Source organism: Stenotrophomonas bentonitica (assembly GCF_002887735.1).
GTDB classification, from domain to species: Bacteria; Pseudomonadota; Gammaproteobacteria; order Xanthomonadales; family Xanthomonadaceae; genus Stenotrophomonas; species Stenotrophomonas bentonitica_A.
The window spans coordinates 428,808-450,957 of the sequence record NZ_PKQP01000001.1; the positions used below are offsets into that span (position 1 = coordinate 428,808).

The window sequence follows — 22,150 nt, forward strand, 5'->3', positions numbered from 1 at the left end:
CGGGTGGATGTGACTACTCACGGGGTGGACTGCACCGAAATGCTCAGTTGGTTTGCGGTGGCGTTGCCGGATCCCGCGATCTGATTGAGTTGCAGGACGCCGTCGAATCCCTGCAGTGCGGAGGCTTCGACCGCCACCCTGCGAGTTCCGGCCGACCGACCGCTGTTGACGGCCCCCTGCCCCCCTGCTGACGCGAGCGCGCCCGACGCGGCCAAGGCCTCGTCGTTCGTTTCGCGTATGCCCTGTTGCGCCAGCGTGGCGGTGACGACGTTGAGCGTCGCGTTGCCATTACCGCTGGCCTGGTTGATCGATGCGACGCCGCTGGCGCCGTTCAGTGCCTGGCCGCCGATCGTGGCGCTGGCGTCCATGGCGGTGTCGCTGATGCTGAGGTTGTTGGACTGCTGCTGGCGCGCATCGACGTTGATGTGGGCGTTGCGGCCGTTGGCGATGCCCATCAGGTTGGCCTGCTGATTGAGATCACCGGCGGCCATGTTGACGGTCATGGCGCCATCGGCGCCGGCCAGGGTGCGGCCGTCGATGCGGCTCTGGTTGAGATAGGACAGCATCGCGGCGTAGTCGTTGCCCTGCTGGGCATGCGCGGCCAACGGCGCGAGCATCAGGCCCGTGAGCAGTGCGGTGCGCAGGACGGTGTTCATTTGCCGGGCCCGCCCGCAGGCTGGCCGAGCGGGAACTGGGCGAGCGCGCCGCGCACCTGGTCGCCTATGCCGCGGGTCGCGTTGCCGACCGCGCCCATGGGGCCGCCGATGGTGTTGCTGAACTGGCCGCTGGACAGCATGCCGCTGTCGGTGACCTTGCCGAGCGTGCCGTTGACGGTATGCCCGGTGACGCGCTCGATGGTGGTGGCGTTGCGCGGAATGCCGGCACCGGTGTTGGAGCCGAGCGAGGCGTAATCGTCGTCGCTGAGTTCATCCATGCCGGTGGAGGTGCCGAGGGCGTGGCCGATTTCGCGGCGCGGCGAGGGGTCTGCGATGAGGGCCATGCCCGGAGGTGCGGGGCGATAGGCCGGTCGTGCGGAGACGTCACGCAGGAGGACGATTTCGCCGGGCTGGGCCTTGACGCCCTGGCGTGCGCCGGAGGCGTTGGCGGCGGCCGGCACGGCGAGTGCGGCGGCGAGCAGCCACAGGGTGATGTGTCGTGTGCGGTGTGCGGCAACGCTGTCCATGGCGACCTCCGATGACATGCGGAGGGGTGGAGCAGCATTCGTGCCAAGTTCCCAATGGCCGTGTTTCCGGGGTTTTCCTGCGGCGCGGGTTAATCGCACGCAACATTGCTGTTACAGCGGCGTTAGCGTTTGTGCGTATGAATAGGTTTGGCGATGGACGGCGTTGCGCTGAGAGTCAAGCGCGGTGCGGGTGTATCACGGGTGTTACACCGGGTGATACAGGGGGTTACGGTGCGGATTCAGGCTCGCCCCGGGTTTGCTTGTAAAGCCTCAGCCAGTCGCTTTGTCGTGAGGGCCGGCGATGCCAAGCCTCGCCAGCCCGCCAGACATCTGCCTGTTTGGCAGGAAGAAGCGACGATGCGAAAGCAGTTGCACACAAGCAAAAAAAGACCGGCTCTCGCCGGTCTTTGGGTGCTGCGTCCGTGCCTGCATCAGGACGTTCGTTCTTCGCCTTCATCCACGCCGAGGTTGGTGGATGGGTTGTCGTAGATCTCGCGGTCGAGCAGGCCGGTTTCCTTGGCGACGATGACCGGGACCAGCATCTGGCCGGTGACGTTGGTCATGGTGCGCATCATGTCGAGGATGCGGTCGATGGCGTAGAGGTAGCCGATGGTTTCCAGCGGGAGATTGGCGGCGCTGAGGACGACGGTGGCCATCACGACGGCGGTGCCGGGGACGCCGGCGGTGCCGAAGCTGCCCAGGACCGAGGCGATCAGGACCACGATGTACTGCTCGGGGGTGAGCGGCACGCCGGTGTACTGGGCGATGAAGACGGCGCACAGGGCCGGATAGATCGCCCCGCAGCCGTCCATCTTGATGCTGGCGCCGAGGGGGACGGCGAAGGAGGCGTAGTCCTTGTTGACGCCGAGGTTGTGGGTGATCGAGCGCATCGCGGCCGGCATGGCGGCGAAGCTGGAAGAGCTGACGAAGGCGACCTGCATGCCGGGGGCGGCGCCGCGGAAGAACTTGAGCGGGTTCAGGCCGTGCATGAGCAGCAGGCTGCCGTAGACCACGACGATGTGCAGGGCGCAGGCGATGTACAGGGCGAGCACGAAGTTGCCGAGCGGCAGCAGTTTCTCAAAGCCGTAGCTGCCGACCAGGCCGGCGATCAGGCCGAAGGTGCCCAGCGGGGTGATCTCCAGCACGAAGCGGGTCACCTGGATCATGATCTCGCTCATCTGCCCGGTCAGCTTGCGTGCCTCGCTGACCTTGTCGCCGAGCTTGACCATGGCAAAGCCGAGCAGGCCGGCGAAGAAGATCACCGGGAGGATCGAGCCGCGGCCCGCGGCCAGCACGGTTTCACCGGCGCCATTGATGCGGGTGCCGATGCCGGTCAACGCGTAGAAGACGTTGGAGGGCACGACATCCATCAGCACCTTGATCACGCTGGGTACTTCGCGCGGGGTGTAGCCGTGGTCCATGCTCAGGCTGAGCGCGCCGCTGCCCGGCTGCATGAGGGTGCCAACGCCCAGGCCCACGCACACGGCCAGGGCAGCGGTGATGATGAACCACAGGAAGGTGCGCCCGCCCAAGGCTGCCACGGACTTCTGCCCGTGCAGCGAGGAAATGGCGTTGATCACGGCGAAGAACACCAGCGGCACCGCGATCATCTTGATCAGGGTGACGTAGAGATCGCCGAGCGGGCCGAACCAGGTTTCGGCCGCCGGGCCGAGCAGCCAGCCGGCCAGTGCGCCCAGCACGAAGCCGCCGAGGACCCGTTGCCAGAAGGGGATCCGCAGCCAGGCAGAGACCAGCTTCATGTGCGTTCCAGAGATGATTTGACAGCTAGGCACCTTAGCCCAAGCCGGGCCGCGGAACGAGGCGTGGACGGAAAATCAGCGTGTCATCGGCGTGCCTTGCGGCGTTCTGCATAATGAACGCCCGTTTCACATGTGAGATTCATTCATCCATGTCCCGTTTCACGCCCTTGGTGGCTGCCGTCACCACCCTGCTGCTCGGCGCCTGCGCCAGTACCGCTCCCTCCTCCAGCGCCTCTGCCGGCGCGGTCCAGGTCGATGTGCCGGCCATTGCCCACCCCGCCGGGGAGACGCCGCAGTGGTGGTACCGCAGCGGCGCGGCACGGGCGGCCAGCACCGGTGCGATGGACGGCAAGGCCAAGAACGTCATCCTGTTCCTGGGCGACGGCATGAGCCTGACCACGGTGGCGGCGGCCCGCATCTTCGAGGGGCAGCGCAACGGGCACCCGGGCGAGGAGAACCTGCTGTCCTGGGAGCGCTTCCCGGCGACGGCGTTCAGCAAGACCTACAACACCGATTCGCAGACGCCGGATTCGGCGGGCACCATGACCGCGATCACCACCGGCGTGAAGACCCACATGGGCGCGATCGGCGTCAGCGCGGGCACCCGCAATGACTGCGCCGACAGCCTCGACAAGGGCCTGCTGACCTGGCTGCAGCTGGCCGACAGTGCCGGCATGGCGACCGGCGTGGTCTCCACCGCCCGCCTGACCCATGCCACCCCGGCAGCGACCTACGCGCACTCGCCGGAGCGCAACTGGGAGAACGACACCGATGTGCCGGAAGAGGCCAAGGCCGCCGGCTGCCGTGACATCGCCCAGCAGCTGCTGTCGACCTCGCGCTTCGGGCGCGGCCCGCTGGTCGCCCTCGGCGGCGGACGCGGTGAGTTCACCACGGTGGAAGAGCGCGATCCCGAGTACGACGACAAGGTCGGCCAGCGCCTGGACGGGCGCAGCCTGGTGACCGAATGGCAGCAGGCGCACCCGCAGGGCGCGTACGTATGGAACGCCAGGCAGCTGCAGGCGGCGGCCAATGCGCCGGCCATCCTGGGCCTGTTCGAGCCGGACCACATGCGCTACGAAGCCGAGCGCAAGGACGACCCGGCCGGTGAGCCGAGCCTGGCCGAGCTGACCAAGGCGGCGATCGCCAATCTGTCGCGCCATCAGGAAGGCTATGTGCTGATGATCGAGGGCGCGCGCATCGATCACGCCAACCACAGCGGCAACGCTTACCGGGCGCTGACCGATACGGTGGCGCTGTCCGATGCGGTGCGCGCCGCGGTCGAGGCCACCTCCGACCAGGACACGTTGATCATCGTCACCGCCGATCACTCCCACACGCTGAACTTCGTTGGTTACCCGGCCCGTGGCAACCCGATCCTGGGCAAAGTCAAGGACAAGGGGGGCGAAGACGGTGCCGGCAAGCTGGACCTGGCCCGCGATGGCCTCGGCCTGCCCTACACCACGCTGACCTACGCCAACGGCCCGGGCTACACCGGTGCCACCAACCAGCAGCCGGTCGGCCCGAAGCGCTACCCGCACAACCCGAGCAGCTTCGATCCGACCACGGGTCGGCCGGACCTGACCGCGGTGGATACCGAGCATCCCGATTACATGCAGGAAGCGCTGGTCCCGGCCAAGAGCGAATCGCATGGCGGCGAAGACGTCGGCATCTGGGCACGTGGCCCGGGCAGCAAGGCGGTCCGCGGCACGATGGAGCAGAACGCGATCTACCACATGATCGTGCAGGCCACCCCGCGCCTGCGCCAGCGCCTGTGCGAAGCCGGCACCTGCGATGCCAAGGGCGTGCCGGTCGAGTTGCCCAAGCCGACCGCGTTCGAGCGCCAGGCGGGCGACAGCAAGTAATGCATCGACTGCTTCGCAATGCAGCGAACAGGGGCCGTCTCGCGCGGCCCCTGCTGCTGGTGGCCGGTCTGTTCGCATCGCCGCTGGCCTTGGCCGCCGGCACCGACACCGGCACCGGCTGCACCGCCCTGACCCAGGAAGATGGGCTGCAGCCGCTGCCCGGTTGCCAGTGGCTCGATGGGCATCTGGAACTCGACGCGGCGTCCCTGGCGTCGCTGTCCTACGATCAGGACGGGCTGGCAGCGGTCTACGCCGGCGGTGGATTCCACTACGTCCGTGCCGATGGTCGTCAGTTGCCGGTGATCACCTTCGACAACGGCCCGGACTACGTTGTGGAGGGGTTGGTCCGTGGGCGTGTCGGGCAGCGCATCGGTTACTTCGATACCCAGCTGCGCCAAGCCTTTCCGGGCACGTTCGATTTTGGCTGGGCCTTCGATGACGGGGTGGCCCGCGTCTGCGAAGGCTGCCGTCCGGGCACGCCGGACGACCACGGCCACATCGCGATGGTTGGCGGCACCTGGTATCGCATCGATCGGCAGGGGCGCCCGGCGATGGATGCCGGCACACCGTGATTCCCGCGTGGCAACGTCGCCACGCAGCACCGATACTGCCGGTCTGCCTGAGATCGCACTTCCCATGACCTCCCTGCTGCCGCCACCGCCCTCTGTCGTCCACCCTGTGCTGGTCGGCTTCAGCGGTGGGCTCGATTCCACCGTCCTGCTGCACTGGCTGGCCACCTCGCCGGCACAGCGGACGGCCGGCCTGCGCGCCGTGCATATCCATCACGGCCTGCAGGAACAGGCTGACGCCTGGACCGTGCACTGCACGCAGCTCTGTGCGCGCTGGAACATCCCGCTGCGGGTGATCCGCGTGCAGGTGCCGCGTCACCAGGGACAAGGCCTGGAAGCCGCCGCGCGGCATGCGCGCCGTGAGGCGTTCGCTTCGCAGCTGCTGCCTGGTGAACACCTGGCCCTGGCCCATCACCGCGATGACCAGGCCGAGACCTTCCTGATGCGTGCGCTGCGCGGCTCCGGCGTGGATGGGTTGGCCTCCATGCAGGTCACCAGCGCGTTTGGCGCCGGCACCGTGTGGCGGCCCTTGCTGGAGGTTCCGCGCAGTGCGTTGCGCGCACATGCGCAGGCCGAGGGGCTGGAGTGGATCGAAGATCCCAGCAATGCCAGCGATGACGCCGATCGCAACTTCCTGCGGCTGCACGTGCTGCCGCAACTGCGCCAGCGCTGGCCGCAGGCCGATGCGGCATTCGCCCGGAGTGCCGCCTTGTGCGCGCAGTCCCAGCACCTGCTCGACAGTGCCGACCGCGACGCATTGGAACGCTGCAGCGTCGGCCCCGGTGTGATCGACTGCGCGCGGCTGCTGCGCCAGCCGCTCGAGCGCCGCGCCCGGTTGCTGCGGCACTGGGTGCGCGGCAGTGGCCTGCCGCCGCTGCCGGCAGCGGGCGTGGAGGCGGTCGAACGCGAGCTGCTCCCGGCTGCCCACCACGCCGATGCGCAGTTCGCCTGGCAGGGGGCACGCATCCGCCGCTGGCGCGGGCAACTGCACCTGCTCTCGGCCAGCCTGGCCTTGCCGGCCGACTGGAGCGTGCACTGGGATGGCCGCGCGCCGCTGGCATTGCCAGACGGTGGCGAGCTGCGCCTGCTTGGCACGGACGCCGGTTTCGATAGCCCGGTGCAGATCCGCGCACGCCGCGGCGGCGAGCGCATCCAGCTGCCCGGGCGCACGCATTCCCATGCGCTCAAAGACCTGCTGCAGCAGCAGGGCCTGCCGCCGTGGCAGCGCCGCCAGTTGCCGCTGCTGTTCGACGAGGACACATTGCTGGCCGCCGGTGACCGGGTCATCGGTGCCGCCCTGCAACCATGGCTGCTGGCCCATCACGCGCAGTTGCAGTGGACACCCGGCGCGGCCTGAATTGACCCCGCCCGGCCAGCAGCCCACACTTGGCACATGGCAAAGAAGTCCCCCAATGAAACCTCCCCGGTCGCCCACTTCGAGCAGTCGCTGGAAGAGCTGGAGCAGCTGGTGGAGAAGATGGAAACCGGCGAAATGAGCCTGGAGCAATCGCTCAGCGCCTACGAACGTGGCGTCGGCCTGTACCGCCAGTGCCAGCAGGCGCTGGAACAGGCCGAACTGCGCGTGCGCCTGCTCAGCGATCCGGCCCAGCCCGACACCGCGGTGCCATTCGACCCGCCCAGCCATGACGGTTGAGGCCACGTTCGCGCGTTGGCGCGACCGGATCGAAAGCCAGCTCGACGCCAGCCTGCCCTCCCCGTCCGATGCCCCGCGTGGACTGCACCAGGCGATGCGCTATGCGGTGCTCGGGGGCGGCAAGCGCATGCGCCCGCTGCTGGTGTATGCCGGCGGCCGGATTTTCGGCGCCGACGAGAACGCGCTGGACGCGCCGGCGATGGCGGTCGAGCTGATCCACGCGTATTCGCTGGTGCATGACGATCTGCCGGCGATGGACGATGACGCCCTGCGTCGCGGCCGCCCGACCACGCACATCGCCTTTGATGAAGCCACCGCGATCCTCGCCGGTGATGCCCTGCAGACGCGCGCGTTCGGCCTGATCGCCGATGCGCCGCTGCCCGCGTCACTGCGCGTGGCCTGCCTGCAGACGCTGGCCCACGCCTCCGGTGCCGCCGGCATGTGCGGCGGCCAGGCGCTGGATATCGACGCCACCGGTCATCAACAGCCGCTGCAGGCTCTTGAGCGCATGCACGCGCTCAAGACCGGCGCACTGATCCGCGCGGCGGTGCGCATGGGCGCGCTGTGTGGCCAGGCACCCGCCGCCGATCTGGCAACGCTGGATACAGTCGCCTCGGCGCTCGGCCTGGCGTTCCAGGTGCGCGATGACATCCTCGATGTCGAAGCCAGTTCCGAACAGCTCGGCAAGACCGCCGGCAAGGACGAGGCACAGGCCAAGTCGACCTTCCCGGCACTGCTCGGCATGGACGGGGCGAAGGCGCATCTGCGCACGCTGAGCGAGCAGATGTTCGATGGCCTGGCCGGGTATGGCGAGCCGGCAGATGCACTGCGTGCGCTGGCGAAACTGGCGGTCGAGCGGGATCATTGAGCGACCGTGCCGGCAGCCACGCATGGCGTGGTTGCACAACGCCAGGACACAGAAAAACGCCCGGGAATCCCGGGCGTTTTTCGTTCCAGCGCTGCGGATCGATTACTTGATCAGGCGCAGGGCGAACGGATAACGGTAGGCTTCGCCGTTGTTGGCCTTGACCGCTGCGATGATGCAGAAGATCACGTTGAGCAGGCCGACGATCGGCGCCAGCAGGCCACCGATGATGACGATGGTCAGCACGATGCAGATCAGCATCGCGATGGTGATGGTGATCTGGAAGTTCAGCGCTTCCTTGGCCTGGTCGGTGACGAAGCGCTTGCTGCTGTCGTCCTTGTTGATCAGCCAGATGATCAGCGGGCCGAGGAACCAGGTGAAGATGCCCAGCAGGTGGGCCACCAGCGCCATGGTGCGCTGATCGGCCGGTGCCGGGGCGCTCACCGGCGGCGGCGGGGTGGTGACGTTGTCGAAATCGCTCACGTGAAACTCCTTGTTCGAGGTAATGGGCATTGCACGCGGCAGGCTCCCCGCCTGCCAGGGCAGCCCCAATAGAATACGTCAATCGTTACCGGCAACGGTCATTCGTCCTACAAGGATCGAACCGGTGTGCACGTGCGAGCGGGTGTCGATGTCGGCACCCACCGCTTCGATGCTGGCGAACATCTCTTTGAGGTTGCCGGCGATGGTGATGCCGTCCACCGGGTAGCTGATCTCGCCGTTCTCCACGCGGAACCCGCCGGCGCCGCGCGAGTAATCACCGGTCACGCTGTTGACGCCCTGCCCCATCAGTTCGGTGACCAGCAGGCCATTGCCCATCTGCCGGGCGATCGAGACCAGATCGTCCGCGTTGGCGGTGACTTTGAGGTTGTGCACGCCACCGGCGTTGGCGGTGGTCGGCAGGCCCAGCTTGCGCGCCGAATAGCTGCCCAGGATGTAACGCTCCAGCACGCCATCGCGGATCAGCGCCGAATTGCGCGTGGCCACGCCATCGCCGTCGAAGGCGGCCGAACGCAGCCCGCGGCGCAGCAGCGGCAGTTCTTCAATGCCGAACCACGCCGGGAACAGCCGGGTGCCAACGCTGTCGAGCAGGAAGCTGGCGCGGCGGTACAGCGCCCCGCCGGAGACGGCGCCGAGCAGATGCCCGATGAGCGAGCGGGCCACCTCCGGCGAATACAGCACCGGCATCTGCGCGGTGGTCATCGAGCGCGGCTCCAGGCGGGCGACGGTGCGTTCGGCGGCGCGGCGGCCGATCGAGGCGGCATCCTCCAGGTCTTCCCGGGCCAGGGCGCTGCTGTACCAGCCATCGCGCTGCATGCCATCGCCCTGGCCCGCGATCAGCGCGCAGCCGATCGAGTGGTGGCTGCTGCGCTCGCGGCCGATGAAGCCATGCGAGTTGGCATACACCGACAGGCTCTGCGCGGTCGCGGCGGAGGCACCGTCGGAATTGCTGATGCGGGTGTCGGCCTCACGGCCGGCCGCTTCGCAGGCCAGCGCCAGGTCCAGCGCCGCATCGGCGCTGAGCTCCCAGGGGTGCCAGCCGTCCAGATCCGGGAACTGGCGGGCCATCAGCGCCGCCTCGGCCAGCCCGGCGGCTTCGTCGTCCTCGGTGTGACGGGCGATCGCGCAGGCCTGGGCCACGGTCGACTCCAGGCTGCTCTCGCGCAGGTCGGCGGTGCTGGCACTGCCCTTGCGCTGGCCGAAGTAGACGGTCACGGCGATGCCGCGGTCACGGGTGGACTCGACCGTTTCGACCTCGCCCAGGCGCACGTTCACATCCAGCCCGCGCTCATCGCTGCAGCTGACCTCGGCCTGGGTGGCGCCCAGGGCCTTGGCCCGCTCCAGCAGGCGCTGGGAGATGTCGGCCAGCTGCTCCAGGCGCTGCAGGCTGTCGTCGGCCGGGGAGACTTCAGGGGAGATCACGTTCAATGCTTTATCCTGTACAGGTGAGTGCCCGGCGCGACGCCGGCACAGTTTACGGATGTGGAAATAAGACGATGCGCGGACGCGACGAAGAAACCGGTGAATTCCTTGATATCAGCCGCAGCCAGAACCGCCGGGCTGCGCTGGACGTGCTGGCCCTGGGCGAGAAGCTGGTCTCGCTGACCCCGGCCCAGCTGGCGCGCCTGCCGGTGCCCGAAGACCTGCTGCCGCACATCGCCGAGGCCAAGCGCATCACCGCTCATATCGCCCACAAGCGCCAGCTGGCGTTCCTGGCCAAGCACATGCGCCGCGAAGACGACGCCGTGCTGGATGCGATCCGCAACGCGCTGGATGCCAACAGCGAGACCTCGCGCCGTGAAGTGGCCACCATGCACCGCGTTGAAGACTGGCGCGAGCGCCTGCTCAAGGACGGCGACAAGGCGCTGGGTGCGCTGCTGGACGAGTACCCGCATGCCGACCGCCAGGAGCTGCGCACGCTGGTGCGCAACGCCCAGGCCGAAAAGGCCAAGAACAAGCCGCCGCGCGCCTACCGGGAGATCTTCCAGGTGCTGCGTACGCTGCTGCTGCCGGCCGCGCTCGGCCTGGAGGGCGTGAACGCCTCGTCCGACGATGACCTGGACGACGCGGTCGATACCGATACCGACGGCGACGAGAACGCCGAGGACTGAGCCTCGGCGCTCACGCGGCACCGCCAGCACCAGGCTGGCGGCCGCGTCGTCGGGCAGCACGAGGGCACGCATCCCGGCTCAGGCCTGGGTGCCGCCCACGGTGATGCCATCGATCAGCAGGGACGGCTGGCCCACGCCGACCGGCACGCTCTGGCCATCCTTGCCGCAGATGCCCACGCCTTCGTCCAGGGCCAGATCGTTGCCGATCATGCGCACTTTCTGCATGGTTTCCGGGCCATTGCCGATCAGGGTCGCGCCCTTCACCGGCGCGGTGATTTTTCCGTCTTCGATCAGGTAGGCCTCGGTAGCCGAGAACACGTACTTGCCGCTGGTGATGTCGACCTGGCCGCCACCGAAGTTGACCGCGTACAGGCCACGCTTGACCGAGCGGATCATCTCTTCCGGATCGTGCTGGCCGGCGCGCATGTAGGTGTTGGTCATGCGCGGCATGGTCATGTGCGCGAACGACTCACGGCGGCCGTTGCCGGTCGGCGCCACGCCCATCAGGCGCGCGTTGAGCGAGTCCTGCATGTAGCCGACCAGGATGCCGTCTTCGATCAGCGTGGTGCACTGGGTCGGGTGGCCCTCGTCATCGATGTTCAGCGAGCCGCGGCGTCCATCCAGGGTGCCGTCGTCAACGATGGTCACGCCCGGCGCGGCCACGCGCTCGCCGATCCGGCCGGCGTAGACGCTGGTGCCCTTGCGGTTGAAGTCGCCTTCCAGGCCATGGCCGACCGCTTCATGCAGCAGCACGCCGGGCCAGCCCGGGCCGAGCACCACGGTCATCACCCCGGCCGGGGCCGGGATCGCCTCCAGGTTCACCAGCGCCTGGCGCAGGGCCTCGCGGGCGAAGCCCTCCGGGCGCCCCTCGGCGAACAGTTCTTCATAGCTGTAGCGGCCGCCGCCGCCGGAGTAACCGGATTCGCGACGGCCGTGCTGCTCGACGATCACCTGCACGTTCAACCGCACCAGCGGGCGGATGTCGGCGGCAAGCACGCCATCGCTGCGCGCGACCAGCACCGTGTCCACGCCCCCGGAGAGGCTGACCATCACCTGCTGCACGCGCGGGTCGGCGGCGCGCAGGTAGCGGTCCAGGCGCTTGAGCATCTCGACCTTGGCCTCGTTGCCCATGCCATCGATGGGGTCCAGCGCCGGGTACAGCGCGCGGCCGCTGCCACGCACCAGCGAGCGGGCCGACTGCGCCCCGCCCTCGCGGGAAATCGCGCGGGCCGACTGGGCGGCGGCCAGCAGCGCATCGCTGTGGATGTCGTCGGAATAGGCGAAACCGGTCTTTTCACCGGCGATGGCGCGCACGCCCACGCCCTGTTCGATCGAATGCGCACCGTCCTTGACGATGCCATCCTCCACGCTCCAGCTCTCGCGGCGCGCGTGCTGGAAATAGAGATCCCCGAAATCGATGCCCGGCCCCAACAGGGTACCGAACGTGCGTTCCAGACCGCCCGCATCCAGCCCGGCGGGCAGCAGCAGACGGTCGGTGGCCAGCGAAAGTGCGTTGTTGTTCATGCTCTTTGATCTATGGGCGCCGGGCGCAATCGCAACCCGGGCGCGGGAAAGGGGTCAGCGCGCCGGGGGTGCGGCCGGCGCCGGCCTGGGCGCGGTGTCGCGGTCGATCACCTCGACCTTGGGTTCGGCCCAGGGGCCGGTCACGCGGTAGGTCTTGGCGCCGATCTCGCCCAGCGGCTTGGACAGCACCGCGTTGGCCGCCGCGCCCACCGCGGCGCCCACCGGGCCGCCGGCCACGGCGCCAACGACGGTCAGCAGGTTGCCCGCGCGCGGATTGACGTCGATGGTCTGGTCAAAGCGCTGCTGGCGCAGATCGGTCTGGCCGCGGATGGTGATGTTCGCCGCCGGGCCTTCGATCAGCACCTTGTCGGTGGTGGCCATGCCGTTGCCGAAGGCCACGCTGCCTTCGACCTGGTTGAAGGCGAAGCCCTTGGAGAAGAAATCGCGGAAATCGAACATCAACCGGCGCGGCAGCTGGGCCACGCTCAGCAGCCCGAGCACCCGGCCGGCGCCCGGCTCGAGCTCCAGCAGCTGGCCGTTGCGGGCATGCACGTGGAGCTGCCCCTGCAGCGCGCCCAGCTGGAAATCCGACGGCCCCCCCTGCCACCCGGCAGTCATGCTCAGCTGGCCCTGCCCGCCACGCAGCTGGCCGCCGTAATCCAGGTTCTGCATCAGCCCGCCCAGGTCCTCACTCCTGACCTGCACGTTGAACTGGCTGCGCGCGGCCGCGCCCATGCCCATCCAGCGGCCATTGACGTCGATCTCCTGCTTGGGCGCGCGGAACTGCACCTGGTCCACGCTCAGGCCGTTGGCCATCGGGCGGGTGCGCAGCACCGCCTGGCCGAGCCTGGCCTTGCCGAACTGCAGGTCCTCGATATCCAGCGACAGCGGCGGCACCTTGGCCGGGTTGGTGTCATTGGCACTGGCCTGGACCCGTGCAGGCAACGCCACGTCCGGCGGCAGCAGGATCGGGGCGCCATCACTGGGCGCCTTGACCGGCGTGGGCAGCGATTGCCAGTGGACGCGGCTGAGCTTGCCGACGATGGTGCCGCCATCGGCATTGGGCACGCTCAGGCTGCCCGCCAGCGAGGGGCCATCCAGGCGCACATCCACGCTGTTGCCGGTCGGACGCAGCTGCAGCCGGGTCTGCTCGAACACCCCACCGGCCAGCAACAGCTGGCCGACCTGCACATCCACATGGCGCAGCGGCATCGGGTCCTTGTCATCGCCCCCCTCGGGCGAACGGGCCAGGCCGATCCATTCCAGCGCATCCAATGAGCCGCTGCGGCCGTTGACCACCAGCCCGCTGGCGGGGGGATCCCGATCCACATGGTCACTGCCGAGCGTGACCTGTACGCCGGTCTGGTTGTCATGGGTACGGGCAGCCAGCGCCAGGCGCTGGCCGAACGCCACGTCCACGCGGCCACTGCCCATCGGAAGCTGCGCGGTCACGGCCGTGGCCAGCGGCGTGGCGGCCGGTTTGTCCAGCGGCGCGGGCAGCTCCAGCGTGGTCCCGACCAGGTCCGAATGCAGCTTGAGCACGGTCGGCGGCTCGACCTTGCTGCCGGCGGCGACCTTGGGCAGGGTCACCCCGATGGTCCAGCGCGAAGTACCCTGGATATAGGGTTTGAGCCAGTTCAATTCCGGCGCGCGGTCCAGCAGCGCACCCGCGGCCAGCGAAGCGGTCAACTCGGATTCAAAGGCCTGCTGCGGGTCGTGCACGAACTCGCCGGCGCGCAGGCTGAGCAGCCCGTCCTGGCCTTGATGCCGCACGGCAAGCTGTTCCGCATCGAAGCCGCCATGGCCGTAACGGGCCTGGCCGCGCATGTTCTCGAAGACCAGGTCGAAACGCTTCTCGGTGAGCGTCGCACCGTTGAGATCGACCGTGCCCTGCAGATGGCCGCCCCCTTCGTCGTGGTGCAGCGGCTGCAGCAGATCGAAGGTGACCGCAGCCGGTCCCTTCGCGGTCAGGTTGTCCAGGGTCTCGCCGTAGGTGGCCTGCAGCGGGCTCTGCTTGAGCATGGCCAGCAGTGCACCGGCATCGCTGCGGCTGGTCGCCTTGACGTACAGATCGGTCACGCCGAAATCCGGGATGCCGGCATCGAAGTGGTCCACCGCCACGCCCGCCAGGTCGCCCTTGCCATGCAGTTCGAAGCCCGGACCAATGAAGGCGATGTCGGCATCGACCTTGTTCATCGCCGGCCAGTCGTGCTGGAAACGGATGCTGCCAGCGTCGATATGTCCGGTCGCTTCGAAGCGGCCATTGTTCTTGTCGAAGGGCCAGTCTTCCAGATCACCGGTCACCAGGCCCACGCCGCCGCGCACCTGCCCGGAGACCAGCGCGGCGTCCAGCCAATCGGTGGCGGCCTTGCTCATCTTGGAATGGATCCAGAAGCGTTTGGCGGCGGTCATCGGTACATCGTCGATCTTGGCCGCCAGCTCCAGCCACGGGCGCGTGCCGTTGTTCTGGAACCAGATCCCGCCGCGTACATCGGCCGCGTAATCGGTGCCCTGCACGCGCAGGGCCGGGGTGCCGATGCGCCAGCCACCGGCTTCATCACGCCAGCCGACCAGCTGCCCCGCCAGGCGCACATCGTGGCGCTCGCCGAATCCGCTCGGCCAATCGAAGTGCATGACCCGCTGCGGCTGCAGCTCCAGGGTGAATCCATCGGCATCGCCGGTGAATCGGCCACCCACGCCGCTGAGCCCCGGCGAATGCCCGACCGCGGCAAAACGGATGTCTTCCAGGTCGCCTTCGACCGACAGCGGGCCGCCCTGTTCGCCCGCCACCCGCACGCGGGTCATCCGGACCTGCGGCGCGGCGTCATGCAGCCACTCGCGCAGGCCGGGGTCGATCCTGTCGGTCAGCGCCAGGCCGCGCAGCAGCGCGGTGGCATCGATGTTGTCGCCGGCCAGCGCGAAATGCTGCCCGCCAGCCAGCAGCAGCCCATCCAGTTGCTGGGTGCTGCCTTCCATGCCGATCCGCAGGCGCGGCGCATCGGCGCGCCAGCCGCCATGCACCCAGCGCCAGCGCGCGCGCAGCTCCAGCGTGTCCAGCGCCAGCTGCGGGTGGGTGCCGTCTGCAAGCTTCACGCCGCGGACCTGCACGTTCTGCAGGTCCGCATCCGTGGTGACCATCACCACCCGGTGATCGCGCAGATCCACCCATGCATTGAATTCACCGGTGCCCTGCTGCAGACCGATGCCGCCGAACTGCAGCAGCGAGGACCACGCACGGAAATCGGCCGGATCGGCCGACAGCCACGCCTGCCCATCGCCGCGCTTGCGCTCGAACTCCAGCACCGCTGTAAGCGGCTGGGCGGCGGGATCGGCCCAGGCGCGGGCGCCCACGCGAAGGCGCTGGCCGTTGACGCGCAGGCGAAGGTCGATCCGCGGCAGCGAGGCGTTCACGCCCAGCGAGGGCGCATCGACCCGCAGCCGCCCGCCGATCACCTGCAGCTCGCCCAAGCGGCGCAGCGTTTCCAGCGGATCACCCGCAGCCGACTGCGGCAGCCCCTGCACCGACCAGCGGCCGTCATCGGCGCGCTGCAGCACCAGCGCCAAGCCACGCAGGCGCAGCTCGGTCAGCGAGTGACCCGGCAGCAGCCCGGCATACATTGACACCAGCACCTCGGCCTCGCCGATGCGCAGGCCCTGCCCTTCACCGATCCGCAGCCCTTTGAGCTGCAGCAGCGGCCCACGCCGGGTCCAGGCGGTATCCAGCGCATCGAAACGCACCGGCTGGCCGGCACGCGCGCTCAGCCATGCCGCCACCCTGTCCGGATGGCGCTCGGCCAGCGGCAGCAGCTGGCTGGCGGTGCCGACCAGCAGGGCCACGCCCACGAGCAGGACCGCCACCGCATACACGGCATGGCGGCGGATCCGGCGCAGGCGCAGGCGCAGCGGTGTGCTCATCGGAACCTGGGAACGCCGGACCGGCCGCGGTCAGAGCAGCACGACATCGAACTGCTCCTGCAGGTACTGCTCGTCCGCCTGGAAGCGGATGCTCTTGCCCAGGAACTCCTCCAGTTCGGCTACCGCCGAGGACTCCTCGTCGGTGATGCGCGCGACCACCTTCGAGGAGGCAATCACCAGCAGGCGGGCCGCATCGAACTGGCGCACCGCCCGGGTGATCTCGCGGAAGATCTCATAGGTCACCGTCTCGGCGGTCTTGATCGAACCCCGCCCGCTGCACTCCGGGCACGGCTCGGACAGCTGGCGCTCCAGGCTTTCCACGGTGCGCTTGCGCGTCATCTCGACCAGGCCCAGCGGCGAGAAATCGTAGACGGTGGTCTTGGCATGGTCGCGGGCCAGCGCCTTCTCCAGCGTGCGCAGCACCTGACGGCGATGCTCGGCGTCATCCATGTCGATGAAGTCGATGATGATGATGCCGCCCAGGTTGCGCAGCCGCAGTTGGCGCGCCACGGCCTGCGCCGCTTCAAGATTGGTGCGGAACACCGTCTCTTCGAGATTGCGCTGGCCCAGGAACGAACCGGTGTTGACGTCGATCGTGGTCATCGCCTCGGTCTGGTCGATCACCAGATAGCCACCGGACTTGAGCGGTACCTGCTTGTCCAGCGCCCGGCCGATCTCGTCCTCGACCCCGAACATGTCGAAGATCGGGCGATCGCCGCTGTACAGCTCCAACTTCTCGGCCAGCACCGGCATGTACTTGGCCACGAATGCCTGCAACTGGTTGAAGGTCTCCTTGGAGTCGACCTTGACCTTGTCCACGTCCTTGCGGATCAGGTCGCGCACCGAGCGCAGCGGCAGGCTCAGGTCTTCATAGATCACGCTGCACGGGGCGGCATCGCGGCCACGGCGCTCGACCACGTTCCAGACCCGCGACAGGTAGGCCACGTCCTCGGCGATCGCTTCGGCCGGCTGGCCTTCGGCGTTGGTGCGCACGATATAGCCGTAACCGCCGTGCTGGGCCGACAGTTCAGTCACCAGGGTCTTCAGGCGCGCGCGCTCGGCCTCGTCTTCGATCCGGGCCGACACGCCCACCACCTTGGACTGCGGCAGCAGCACCATGTAGCGCGAGGGAATGCTGATCTGCGTGGTCAGCCGGGCCCCCTTGGTCCCGATCGGATCCTTGACCACCTGCACCACGATGTCCTGGCCGTCGCGCAGCAACTCCACGATCGGCACCGAGGACGGCGGCGGCAGGGTGGTGCCTTCGGTATCGGCGCTGGCCACCGGGGCCGGGCGGATCACGTCGTTGGCGTGCAGGAACGCGGCGCGCTCCAGCCCGACCTCCACGAACGCCGCCTGCATGCCGGGCATCACCCGCTGGACCTTGCCTTTATAAATGTTGCCGACCACGCCACGGCGCCAGCCGCGTTCGATATGCAGCTCCTGCAGCATGCCGTTTTCGATGACGGCGACGCGGGTTTCCCGCGGGGTGACATTGACCAGGATTTCTTCAGACATGGGCGACTCCCTTCAGTTCAAACGCCTGCAGCAACTGCTCGGTCTGTTGCAGGGGCAAACCCATCACACCCGAATAGCTTCCCGCCAGGTGGCGGATATATCGTTCGGCGCCGCCCTGGATCGCATAGGCGCCGGCTTTGTCCATCGGCTCGCCCGTGGCCACGTAGGCGGCGATCCGGTCCTCGTCGATCGCCGCGAACGTCACCTCCGAGACCACCAGTACGCCCTGCTCCCGGCCGGCGGCGACCAGCGCCACGGCGGTCATCACCTGGTGGGTGCGCCCGGCCAGCGCGCGCAGCATCGCGCGCGCATCGTCGGCATCGACCGGCTTGCCGAACACGCGCCCATCCAGCACCACCTCGGTGTCCGAGCCGAGCACCACCGCGTCCGGGTCATGGGCGACCAGCGCCAGCCCGGCACGCGCCTTGTCGGCGGCGACCCGCTGCACGTAATCGGCGGCCGACTCGGCGGGCGCACGGACTTCGGGCACGTGAAGATCGAGCGCCTGGAACGGTCGGTCCAGGCGCGCAAGCAGTTCGTTTCGTCGGGGGGATCGAGAGGCGAGATAAAGCATCGAGGAAGCATAACCTGAGGCTACTGTCTGAATCGCAAGCAACACCCTCCAATCGTCATCAACCCCATCAAACCTCACGACGCGTTCATCGCCCCGACACCAACCTCAACGTCTTCACAAGGAGATGTACATGCGCCGCCCGTCCCTGTCCCCGTTGCTGCTCGCCCTGTCCCTTGCCCTGGGAGCTTCGATGACCGCCCACGCCCAGTCCCAGCCCGCCATCGCCGTGCCGGCCGACGGCACCCTGCTCAACATTTCGGCCAATGCCGAGGCCAGGCGCGTGCCGGACGTGGCCACGCTGTCGGCCGGTGTCGTCACCCAGGCCGTGGACGGCAACACCGCCATGCGCCAGAACGCCGAGCAGATGACCAAGGTGCTTGCCGCGATCAAGGCCGCCGGCATTGCCGAGCGCGATGTGCAGACCAGCGGCGTCAACCTGAGCCCGCAGTACCGTTACGCCGACAACGAGGCGCCAAAGATCACCGGCTACCAGGCCAGCAATACGGTCAGCCTGAAGGTGCGCGACATCGCCAAGCTCGGCAAAGTGCTTGATGCACTGGCCGCGCAGGGCGCCAACCAGATCAACGGCCCGCAGTTCGAGATCGACCAGCCCGAGCCGGTCTACGACGAAGCCCGCCTGGCCGCACTGAAGAAGGCCCAGGCCCGCGCCGAAACATATGCCAAGTCGCTGGGCCTGCGCGTGCGCCGGATCGTGAGCATCTCCGAAAGCGGTGGCGGCAACTTCCGCCCGGTGATGATGCGTGCGGCGGCCGCGCCGATGGCGGCCGATGTCTCCACGCCGGTGTCGCCGGGCGAATCGACCGTGTCGGTCAACCTGGACGTGGTGTTCGATCTGGGCCGGTAACACGTCGCAGCAGAGCGGACCCACGTCCGCTCCTGCCTGGCATGACGGCGCCTTAGGGCGCCGTCATGCTGTCCGCGGTCATAGCCCGACTGCAGTCTGCGGCGCACCGCCATCGTCGATGGTCAGGTCGTCGAGGCCGATGGCCGGGTGTCGGTGGAATTCTCGTTGCCGCGTTGAGGCGTCCGGAGAGCACCGCGACGGGGCTCTCCCCATTCATACAACCCCCTCACGCCATCGTTCCCGAATTAAGCAATTTTTCACACTTGCGTCACCTGCCGGAAACCTAGATTGGCGCCGTTGCCACCGTTCTGGTGTCGACTTATTGACATCTAGGTTTTCCCAGTCAGGAGAGAAGCTGTGAAACACCCGACCCAACGCCGCGACGACAGCCGCCGCAATACCCTGGCCCATTCCATTTCCACGATCCTGACCAGCGGCGCGCTGCTGCTGGTAGGGGCCATGGCGTCGTCCTCCGCGTTCGCGCAGGAGCAGGCGACCAACCTTGACCGGATCACCGTCACCGGGTCGAACATCCCCCGCACGAATACCGAAACTCCCTCCCCCGTCCAGGTGGTCACCCGCCAGGAGATCGACCGTACCGGCAAGACCACGGTCGCCGAGTATCTGCAGACCCTGACCGCGGACGGGTCAGGCTCCATTCCCAAGACCTTCGGCAACGGGTTTGCCGGCGGTGGCGCCGGCATCTCGCTGCGCGGCCTGGGCGCCGGCTCCACGCTGGTGCTGTTGAACGGCCGCCGCATGGCGACCTACGGCCTGGCCGATGACGGCCAGAAAGTCTTCACCGACCTGAGCACCATTCCGCTGGATGCGGTCGAGCGCATTGAAGTCCTGAAGGACGGCGCTTCTGCGATCTACGGTTCGGACGCCATCGCCGGCGTGGTCAACATCATCCTGCGCAGCGACTTCAACGGCGCCATCCTGCGCGCCTCCTACGGCCTGTCCGGCGACAGCGACGGCGATGCCAGGAAGGCCACCCTGACCGCCGGCACCGGCGACCTGGCCACCGATGGCTGGAACGCGTTCTTCAGTCTGGACGTGGGCAAGACCGACGCGATCAAGATCAGCGACCGCAAGAACCGCAAGTGGATCGGCACCGGTGATATCCGCCCGTGGGGCTATGGCAACAACGCCCAGTTCCTGGGTGGCGCCGCGCTCTCCGGCGGTACCCGTGGCGGTGTGGGTCCGAACGGTTCGGTGTTCGACGACCGTGCGGTGACGGATGACGACCCGGCCTTCCTCGTCGCGCTGCCGGGCTGCGCCGGTTTGACCACCATCCCCGGCCAGAACGATGTCACCGCCCAGCAGCAGGGCTGCCTGTGGGATCCGGCCCAGCTGTACCGTGACCTGACCCCGGAAGAGAAGTACGTCAACGTATTTGGTCGCGCCAGCTTCGCCTTCGGCGAGGGCGGTGAGATCTACACCGAAATCGGCTACTCCAAGAAGGAAACCACCTTCAGCAACACGCCCTCCGGCGTTTCCGGTGGCTGGGGCTATCCCGGTGGCCCGGTCAACGCCAACAGCGGCGATGGCGCCACCGTGCTCAGCCCGACCCACCCGGACAACCCGATCCCCGGCCAGGCCTCGCGCCTGCGCTACTCGGCCTGGGATGTCGGCCCGCGTGTGACCGAGAACACCAACGAGTTCAACCGCTTCCTGGTCGGCGTCAAGGGCAACTGGGGCGAGTGGAGCTACGACACGGCCTACCTGCATTCGGGCACCGACCTGGTCAACAAGCGTACCGGCTTCCTGAACTACGACGCCGTGCGTTGCGTGCTCGGCAATCCGGCCTGCCCGGCAGGCGTGTGGCGCATCGGCGACAACGCGGGGCTGAACTCGCAGGCCCTGTATGACTACATCTCGCCGGACATCAGCGCCCGCGCCAAGTCCAGCCTGGACATGTTCGACTTCACCGTGTCGCGCAGCCTGGCCGACCTCAAGGGTGGCGCGCTGGGTCTGGCGCTGGGTACCGAATGGCGCAAGACCAGCAACAGCCTGACCCCGCAGACCTTCACCGACCAGGGCCAGATCATCGGCCTGGGCTACTCGGCCTACGACGGTACGCAGAACGTGTACGCCGGCTATGTCGAGCTGTCCGCCCCGGTGCTGGAGCAGTTGGAACTGTCTGGCGCGGTCCGCTACGACAAGTATGAGAGCGGCGAAGGCAAGGCGACGCCGAAGGTCGGGATCAAGTGGACCCCGGCCGACTGGATCGCCGTCCGCGGCAGCTATGCCGAAGGCTTCCGTGCCCCCAACCCGGCCGAGAACGGCGACGGTGGCCTGGCCGCGTTCTCCAACGCTTCCGATCCCGTGCGCTGCCCCGGCGGCAACCCGGCCCCGGGCGCGAACGATGACGATTGCGGCGCACTGCCGGTCGCCATCATCACCCGCCCCAACGCCGACCTGAAGCCGGAAGAGTCCAAGAGCTACTCGGTGGGCCTGGTGCTGCAGCCGACCTCCAGCACCTCGATGACGGTCGACGCGTGGCAGATCAAGCGCACCAACGAAATCGCCCAGGGCAGTACGGCCGAAGCGATTGCCGCGGGCAATGTGCTGCGTGACAACAACCTGCTCAATGGCGTTCCGGGCACCGGCAGCATCCTGGCGGTCAATACGCAGTACATCAATGCGGCATCCACCCGCGTGCGCGGCATCGATACCGACATCCGCCAGACCTTCGACATCGGTCCGGGCCAGCTGGAAATGGACCTGCAGTGGAGCCACGTGCTCAAGTTCGAGCGCACCGATGCCGACGTGACCGTCGACTATGCCGGTACCCACGGCAACTGCGACGTCACCAACTGCATCGGCACCCCGAAGGACCGCATCAACTTCGGTACCACCTGGAAGCAGGGCCCGTGGAGCGTCAGCGGCGTGGCCAACTACATCTCCAAGATGGAGAACACCGACTTCCGCGGTCCGGACGGCTCGTATCAGTTCGCCTATGCCGACGGCACGGACGTCACCAAGATTTCCTCGTTCACCACCTTCGACCTCTCCGGTCGCTGGAACATCACCGAGGCCTTCGAACTGAATGCATCGGTGCAGAACCTGTTCGACCGCATCGCTCCGCTGGATCCGACCACCTACGGTGGCGTGAACTACAACCCGCTGCACTTCAGCGGTGCGATCGGCCGTTACTTCACCGTCGGTGCCAAGTACACCTTCGAATGAGGTAGCCGCACTTGGGGAACAAGGAGCCCGGGCAGTGCCCGGGCTTTTTGTTGCTCG

Annotated in this window: 17 protein-coding genes; 8 read left to right on the forward strand and 9 right to left on the reverse strand. The window is 67.9% G+C overall.

Annotation, left to right across the window (positions count from 1 at the left end; genetic code table 11):
• Positions 1-17 precede the first annotated feature (17 nt).
• From C0R07_RS01935 to C0R07_RS01945, 3 genes are all read right to left on the reverse strand, one after another.
• The gene (locus C0R07_RS01935) at positions 18-656 is read right to left on the reverse strand and encodes a hypothetical protein (RefSeq protein WP_046273258.1); all 639 of its coding nucleotides are present in this window, start codon (positions 654-656) and stop codon (positions 18-20) included.
• Positions 653-1,183, reverse strand: a complete 531-nt coding sequence (locus C0R07_RS01940; RefSeq protein WP_070425617.1) for a hypothetical protein — start codon at positions 1,181-1,183, stop codon at positions 653-655. The genes C0R07_RS01935 and C0R07_RS01940 overlap by 4 nt, the downstream gene beginning before the upstream one ends.
• Positions 1,184-1,614: 431 nt before the next feature.
• Positions 1,615-2,943 (reverse strand): dicarboxylate/amino acid:cation symporter, encoded by a 1,329-nt coding sequence (locus tag C0R07_RS01945; protein WP_070470968.1) that lies wholly within the window; start codon positions 2,941-2,943, stop codon positions 1,615-1,617.
• A gap of 149 nt (positions 2,944-3,092) precedes the next feature.
• Between C0R07_RS01945 and C0R07_RS01950 the strand changes: the two genes are divergently transcribed.
• The 5 genes from C0R07_RS01950 to C0R07_RS01970 all read left to right on the forward strand — a co-directional run bounded on the left by C0R07_RS01950 (position 3,093) and on the right by C0R07_RS01970 (position 7,896).
• Positions 3,093-4,805, forward strand: a complete 1,713-nt coding sequence (locus C0R07_RS01950; protein ID WP_102788074.1) for an alkaline phosphatase — start codon at positions 3,093-3,095, stop codon at positions 4,803-4,805.
• Positions 4,805-5,377 (forward strand): hypothetical protein, encoded by a 573-nt coding sequence (locus C0R07_RS01955; RefSeq protein ID WP_070470972.1) that lies wholly within the window; start codon positions 4,805-4,807, stop codon positions 5,375-5,377. Before C0R07_RS01950 ends, C0R07_RS01955 begins: the two co-directional genes overlap by 1 nt.
• A gap of 64 nt (positions 5,378-5,441) precedes the next feature.
• On the forward strand, positions 5,442-6,731 hold the full coding sequence (gene tilS / locus C0R07_RS01960) for a tRNA lysidine(34) synthetase TilS (RefSeq protein WP_046273262.1): 1,290 nt from the start codon (positions 5,442-5,444) through the stop codon (positions 6,729-6,731).
• Between the two features lie 36 nt (positions 6,732-6,767).
• Positions 6,768-7,028, forward strand: a complete 261-nt coding sequence (locus tag C0R07_RS01965; protein ID WP_019182618.1) for an exodeoxyribonuclease VII small subunit — start codon at positions 6,768-6,770, stop codon at positions 7,026-7,028.
• Complete coding sequence (locus tag C0R07_RS01970) at positions 7,018-7,896, forward strand: polyprenyl synthetase family protein (RefSeq protein WP_070470974.1); 879 nt, start codon at positions 7,018-7,020, stop codon at positions 7,894-7,896. The genes C0R07_RS01965 and C0R07_RS01970 overlap by 11 nt, the downstream gene beginning before the upstream one ends.
• Before the next feature lie 102 nt (positions 7,897-7,998).
• Here C0R07_RS01970 and C0R07_RS01975 read toward each other — a convergent pair whose 3' ends face one another.
• Together C0R07_RS01975 and pmbA are read right to left on the reverse strand one after the other, a co-directional pair.
• Positions 7,999-8,376, reverse strand: coding sequence for a DUF4870 domain-containing protein (locus tag C0R07_RS01975; protein ID WP_019182616.1), 378 nt, complete (start codon positions 8,374-8,376; stop codon positions 7,999-8,001).
• Positions 8,377-8,454: 78 nt separating this feature from the next.
• Positions 8,455-9,822: a metalloprotease PmbA gene (gene pmbA / locus C0R07_RS01980; protein ID WP_046273264.1), complete on the reverse strand. Its 1,368-nt coding sequence runs from the start codon at positions 9,820-9,822 to the stop codon at positions 8,455-8,457.
• Between the two features lie 68 nt (positions 9,823-9,890).
• Here pmbA and yjgA point away from each other — a divergent pair, with 68 nt between their 5' ends.
• Entirely contained in the window at positions 9,891-10,505 is a 615-nt protein-coding gene (gene yjgA, locus C0R07_RS01985; RefSeq protein ID WP_019182614.1) for a ribosome biogenesis factor YjgA, read from the forward strand.
• Positions 10,506-10,583: 78 nt separating this feature from the next.
• Here yjgA and tldD read toward each other — a convergent pair whose 3' ends face one another.
• The 4 genes from tldD to C0R07_RS02005 are packed head-to-tail and all read right to left on the reverse strand — an operon-like array spanning position 10,584 to position 18,036.
• Positions 10,584-12,029, reverse strand: coding sequence for a metalloprotease TldD (gene tldD / locus C0R07_RS01990; protein WP_102788075.1), 1,446 nt, complete (start codon positions 12,027-12,029; stop codon positions 10,584-10,586).
• A 54-nt stretch (positions 12,030-12,083) separates the two neighbouring features.
• Positions 12,084-15,944, reverse strand: coding sequence for a YhdP family protein (locus tag C0R07_RS01995; RefSeq protein ID WP_102788076.1), 3,861 nt, complete (start codon positions 15,942-15,944; stop codon positions 12,084-12,086).
• Between the two features lie 30 nt (positions 15,945-15,974).
• Positions 15,975-17,462 (reverse strand): ribonuclease G, encoded by a 1,488-nt coding sequence (gene rng, locus C0R07_RS02000; protein WP_019182611.1) that lies wholly within the window; start codon positions 17,460-17,462, stop codon positions 15,975-15,977.
• Positions 17,455-18,036, reverse strand: a complete 582-nt coding sequence (locus C0R07_RS02005) for a Maf-like protein (RefSeq protein WP_019182610.1) — start codon at positions 18,034-18,036, stop codon at positions 17,455-17,457. The genes rng and C0R07_RS02005 overlap by 8 nt, the downstream gene beginning before the upstream one ends.
• 130 nt (positions 18,037-18,166) lie before the next feature.
• On the opposite strand from C0R07_RS02005, the gene C0R07_RS02010 reads away from it, so the two are divergent.
• Positions 18,167-18,901, forward strand: a complete 735-nt coding sequence (locus C0R07_RS02010; RefSeq protein ID WP_070427441.1) for an SIMPL domain-containing protein — start codon at positions 18,167-18,169, stop codon at positions 18,899-18,901.
• A 357-nt stretch (positions 18,902-19,258) separates the two neighbouring features.
• The gene (locus tag C0R07_RS02015; RefSeq protein WP_102788077.1) at positions 19,259-22,093 is read left to right on the forward strand and encodes a TonB-dependent receptor; all 2,835 of its coding nucleotides are present in this window, start codon (positions 19,259-19,261) and stop codon (positions 22,091-22,093) included.
• Positions 22,094-22,150 lie beyond the last annotated feature (57 nt).